We start from the raw sequence: 5,656 nt of genomic DNA, 5'->3' as shown, positions 1-5,656 counted from the left end.
GCCGCGCACGGTGCAGGCTGGGAGTCACCGGGGACGGGCCGAAAGCCCCAGCGAAGCGGCCGAGTGGCGGGCCGGACCGCGCCGTTCGACCCTTCCGGGGCGTCGGTGGATGGCGCACGCTTGAGGACATGCTGAGGTTGGACGGCCGTCGTGTTCCCGCATCGGCGCCTGTGGATCATCCCTCCGCGGTCGCGCGCTGGGCGTCGCAACGTCAGCTGTATGTGGACAACCTGAAGGTCATCCTCATCGCCGCGATCATCGCCGGTCACGCCGTGGGCAGTTACACGTCCATGGAGCTGTGGGCGTACGCCGACGTGCGGGAGGCCACGCTGTCGCCGGTCACCGAAGCGGTGCTGCTGGCGGTCGTCATGCCGTTCGGGGTCTTCATGATCCCGTTGCTGTTCCTGATCGCCGGGTTGCTCACGCCGCCGTCGCTGGAACGCAAGGGCACGGGCGTGTACGTCCGCGACCGGCTGGTCCGTCTGGGTGTGCCGTTCGCAGTGTTCTCACTGGTGGTGTGGCCGGCGCTGCTGTACGCCCTGTACCGCCCGCTGGGAAACGCACCCGGTTCGTACCTGGCGGAGTTGGTGGGCACATCCGAGGAGGCCCTCGACACGGGCTATTTGTGGTTCGTCGGCGATCTGCTGGTGTTCTCCCTCGCCTACGCGGCCTGGGTCAGACTGCGGCACGGTCGCGCTGAATGGGGCCGGCAGGTCGACATCGGTGCACGCCACCTGCTCGTGCTCGCCGCCGCCGTGGGCGTCGCGACGTTCCTGGTCCGGTTGGTGTTCCCGTTCGACAGCCAGAAGTACGTCGACCTCAACCTGTACCAGTGGCCCGAGTGCGTGGCGCTGTTCGCGCTCGGTGTCGCGACCGCACGCAGCGGCTGGCTGACCGCGGTCCCGGAGCGGCTGCGCAGGCAAAGTCGCACCGCGACGCTGGTGGCCGCGGGTGGGTTCGCGGTCTTCGTCGCCTGGGGAGCCGTCGGCGGCGGGCTCGCGCAGGGCGTGTGGATGGGCGGCCGGCACGTCGAAGCGCTCATATTCGCCGCGCTCGAAAGCGCCCTGGCCGTGTTCGGATCCGTGTGGCTGCTCGGCGTCGCCCAACAGCGCCTCGACAGCCCGCTGCGGTGGGCGGGTCCCGTCGTCAGCCGCAGCGCGTACGGGGCGTTCATCGTCCAGGGCCTGGTGCTGATCGGGCTGGCCGTCGCGCTGCGGCCGCTGCCCCTGGCGGCCGAGGTCAAGGCGCTCGTCGTTGCCTGCGGCGGGGTGATGGGGTCGTTCGGGCTCGCCTGGCTGCTCATCACACGCGTCCCAGGCATGGCGCGCATGCTGTAGGTCGGGCAGGGCGGACGCCATGAAGAGAACGCGGGGCCAACGGTCGCGGCGGGGGGAACGGGTGATGCGCCACGGGACGCACGTGCTGGAGACCGCGAGGTTGCACGCGCTCGGGTACAGGCTGGCCAACAGCGCGCCCACGCCTGTCGAACGGGCGACACCCAACGACATGCTGCAATTGACCTACGACAGGGGCAGTGTGCCCGCGCAGGTCGGCGCGGTGTTGCTGATGGCTGGCCCTGCTGCCGAACCGGACGCCGCACGTCGTGCGATCGCTGCGCGGGTCGCGGGCGTCCCCCGACTGCGACAGCGGCTGCAGCCCGTGCCGTTCGGCTGTGGGCGTCCGATCTGGATCGATGATGAGTCTTTCGACATCGCCAACCACGTCCCCGCGCTGGCGTGCCCGGCCCCCGGTGACGACCGTGCCCTGTACGACGTCGCCGCCGACCTCGTCACGACCCGGTTGGATCGGGCGCGGCCACCGTGGCGCGCGACTGTGGTTACAGGCTTGACACACGGGCGGTGGGCGGTGGTCGTGGTGTTCCACCACGTGCTCGCGGACGGCATCGGCGGTCTGGCGGTGCTCGCACACCTCGCGGACGGGTTCGCACCGCGTTGCGAGAGACGTGCGCCGGTTCCGTCCCCGCCGGTGTGGCGGCTGGCACTCGACGCCGCAGCGGAGCGGCTCCGCGCCATCGCGGGTCTTCCCCGCACGCTACGCCGGATCGCCGACGGCGTCACCCAGAGCTTGCCTGGCGTCACCCTGCACGCCCCTGCCACGTCGCTGAACCAGCCGACCGGCCCACGGCGCCGCCTCGCGGTGGCCCGCGTCCCGCTGCACGCCGTCCGTGCCGTGGCTCACGAGCACATGGGCACGGTCAACGACGTCGTGCTGGCGGCGGTCACGGGTGCCCTGCGCGCGGTGCTGCGACGGCGAGGAGAGGACATCACCACGATCGTGGTCTCGGTGCCCGTGTCGGGGCGCGCGTCAGCCGGCGCCGAGCTCGGCAACCAGGTCGGCGTCCTGCCCGTCGTCCTTCCGGCCGCCGGGGACGCGCATCAACGCCTGACCCGGATCGCGAGGATCATGCGAGAGCGCAAGCACGGCCAGCGTGGCGCTTCAGCGGCGGTGCTGGAGCCGGCCTTCCGCCTGCTTGCGACGCTCGGCGCGGTGCGGTGGCTGCTGGACCGCCAGCGCATGATCAACACCTTGGTCACCAATCTCCGCGGGCCCGCCCAGCCGATGACCTTCCTGGGCACGCCGGTGCTCGACGTCGTCATGGTCAACGGAACCACCGGCAACGTCAGCGTCGCGTTCGGGGTGCTGTCCTACGCCGGAGCCCTCAACGTGTCCGTCGTCGCCGACCCGGACGTGTGCCCCGAGCACGATGCGCTGACGGCGGCCGTACAGGAACAACTCGTCATGCTCACCGACACGAGCAGCGTCCACGACGACTGAGACGACCGGCGGCGCGCAGGTCACCCGCCGAGGCGTCCTCGCGTCCACGCTGCCACGGCCACGGCGCCAAGGATCACGACGAGGTTGCCGGTGAGGGCCACCTGCACGTAGACGCTGCCGTCGACGGCAGCGGGTAGCAGCAGACTGGATGGAGGCGGCCGCGTTGATCCCGCCGTGCAACACGATGCACAGCAGCGTGCTGCGCGTGTGGTTGAACAGCCAGGTGAACACGACAGTCAAGGCGACGGGCTCGATCGCGCCACCGGCCAGGACCATGCCCATCTCCGCGTCTCGAGCCCGTCGCCGGCCTGGGCCAAGAGCACGTAGGCGGGCACGTGCCACAGGGCCCACGCGATTCTCAGGACAATGGTGGCGCGCATGGGCGTGAACCCGGTGCTGCAACCGTGGCAGGGCGAGCCCGCGCCCGCCCGCACCGGCGGACTCGGCCGACACCCGCCACCGCACGATCGCGCGCCCTGTCCCCGAGTCGCCACGATCGTCCGACAAGACCGGCCGATCTGCCAGAGCCGACTGTCCCACACTCATCGGGTCACTCAGCCCGGTCGCCGCCGACCTCAGCGTGGCTGGAAGCCCCGCCTAGGCGCTCGGCGTGACCGCAGCTGCAGCCGCTCTCAGCTCTTCTTCGACGCCCGCGGCGAACACCTCGAGGTCGGGGTAGGCGTCCGCGTCGGCGACGATCATGAGGTTGAACTGGCCGGCGTAGGACAGCGCACCCACGCCGAGCGACACCGTCCCGATGAGGTTGAGCAGCGGGAACACCTCGAGCAGTGGCGCGCCGGCGACGTCCAGCGGCTCGGGCGGGCCGGGCAGGTCGGCGGTGACGACGTTGACGCGCTGGCGTGCGACGAGCTTGAGCATCACCCCGGCCAGGAGCCTGCTGCGGAACATCGCCCCGAGGGGCGGCCGCGCCATGGCCTTGCGGCTGGTCGTCTCGGCGGCGATCTGCCGCAGCCGCCGTCCGAAGTCGGAGGTCGCGAGCGGGACCGGCACGACCATCTGTGTGATCAGGTTGCCGCCCCCGCGGGCAGACCGGTCGCGTCGCAGCGAGACCGGAACGTACACCGGCAGGACGACGTCCTCGACCCGCTCGCCGCGGCTCTCAAGCAGCCGACGGAGACCGGCGGCGATCACGGCGAGCAGGACGTCGTTGACCGTGGCGTCGTAGGCATGCGCGACCCGTTTCATGATGTCGAGGCGGCCGCGGACCAGCGCGAGGTTTCGGTCCGGACCGATCAGACGGCCAAGGCTCGTCTGTGGTCCCGGCTCTGCGGCGAGCAGCTCCCGCACGGTGGGCCACGCGGCCCGAACGCGCCGCAGCACGTCACCAGGCGGACCCAGTGTCGAGACGGCACCGCGCACCGCGGCCACCCGTCGCCAGAGGTTGTCGAGGAGCAGCGCGCTCGACGAGGGCCACGGCGCCGGCACCCACGGCTTCGGTGGTGCGGTCGTCTCGGCACCTGCGCCCAGCAGTGCCGCCACATTCGCGATGCCAGCGATGCCGTCGGCGACGACGTGGTGTAGTCGCACGAACAACGCAATTCGCCCTTCGGCCAGGCCGGGCAGGAACCACAGCTCCCACAACGGCCGTGACCGGTCGAGACGCCGCCGACGGATCTGTTCGACCGTGTGCAGCAGCTGCGCCTCGTCACCCGGAGGGGGAACCGGGGCGACCTGCACGTGATCGCGGAGATCGAACGCGGCAGCGTCGACCCACAGTGGACCGCCGAGGCCTCGTCGCGGCACGCGCAGGATCTGGCGGAAGCGGGGAACGAGGTGGATCCGGCGGTCGACCGCGTCGCGTGCGGCCTGGATCCGGACGTTGCCGTCCGCGTCGAGGAGGCCGCTGCCGTCGAGGACCGCCAAGGCACCGATGTCCTGCGGCCAGACCTCATCCGGCCAGAGGATCAGTCGGTCATCTGCGGTCAGCCTGTCCATCACTTTGTCACCTGGCCTTGCCGACCAGCATCCATGGCGTGCGCGCGACCGCCAGGTCACTCGGCCCGCGCAGGGCGGGTCCGACGCCTCATGCGCACCCACGCGCATCCGAGGCACGGTCAGGTCATACCCCTGCGACATGTCGCCGTCCACCGACCGCACCGCTGGGATGGAGGGGGAACAATGTCCGACGACGCGCTCGACCTGAACGCCCGGGTTGCTGAGATGCTCAACCGCCGGCCCGCCGTCGGTCTTGCCGTCGGAATCGTCCGGAACGGAGCACTCGCGTCGTTCTCCGCCCACGGGTTCGCCGACATCGCGTCGAAGCGTCCCATCACCGACGACACCATCGTTCGCGTCGGGTCGATCACCAAGACCCTGACGGCGACCGCGGCGATGCAGCTCGCGGAGCAGGGGCGGGTCGACCTGCACGCCCCCGCCAACCACTACCTGCGCGCCTTCCAGCTGGCGCCCGCCAAGGACACCTGGCGTCCGGCCACGTTGCGGGACCTGCTGACCCACACCGCCGGGGTTCCCAAGCTGGTCCGCCCCTCGCGCGCGCTGTTCAGCGGGTGGCCCGGCGAGAGCGTCCGGCTCGACCAGCCCGTGCCCGCGCTCGGCGAGTTCTACGGCGGCGCGTTGCGGCTGGTGGCCGAGCCGGGCGCCACGTTCAACTACAGCGACCACTCGATCGCGGCGGTCGGACAGATCGTCGAGGATGTCAGCGGACAGCCGCTGGAGCGCTACTTCCGCGAGCACATCTTCCAACCCCTGGGGATGGACGACACTGACCTCCTTCGTTCCGACCATGTCACGGCGCGGCTGGCGACGGGCTACAAGCTGGCCTCGCACGGCCCGAGGACGGTGACCGACCGGCACTGGGTCACCGCGGCCGCCGCGTCGG

4 protein-coding genes are annotated in these 5,656 nt (G+C 71.1%); 3 read left to right on the top strand and 1 reads right to left on the bottom strand.

Annotated elements, in window-relative coordinates; genetic code table 11:
* Positions 1-221: 221 nt before the first annotated feature.
* Positions 222-1,337 carry an acyltransferase family protein gene (locus VK923_19660; protein HSJ46897.1) on the top strand — a complete coding sequence of 372 codons (1,116 nt, stop codon included), beginning with the start codon at positions 222-224 and terminating at the stop codon, positions 1,335-1,337.
* A 64-nt stretch (positions 1,338-1,401) separates the two neighbouring features.
* On the top strand, positions 1,402-2,796 hold the full coding sequence (locus VK923_19655; protein ID HSJ46896.1) for a wax ester/triacylglycerol synthase family O-acyltransferase: 1,395 nt from the start codon (positions 1,402-1,404) through the stop codon (positions 2,794-2,796).
* Positions 2,797-3,393: 597 nt separating this feature from the next.
* Here the strand turns inward: VK923_19655 and VK923_19650 are convergent.
* The gene (locus VK923_19650; GenBank protein HSJ46895.1) at positions 3,394-4,752 is read right to left on the bottom strand and encodes a wax ester/triacylglycerol synthase domain-containing protein; all 1,359 of its coding nucleotides are present in this window, start codon (positions 4,750-4,752) and stop codon (positions 3,394-3,396) included.
* A 183-nt stretch (positions 4,753-4,935) separates the two neighbouring features.
* Between VK923_19650 and VK923_19645 the strand changes: the two genes are divergently transcribed.
* A partial coding sequence (locus VK923_19645) for a serine hydrolase domain-containing protein (protein ID HSJ46894.1) occupies positions 4,936-5,656 on the top strand: 721 nt, incomplete at its 3' end.

Source organism: Euzebyales bacterium (assembly GCA_035461305.1).
Taxonomy (GTDB): Bacteria; Actinomycetota; Nitriliruptoria; order Euzebyales; family JAHELV01; genus JAHELV01.
This window is presented reverse-complemented; position numbering and strand designations above follow the sequence as displayed.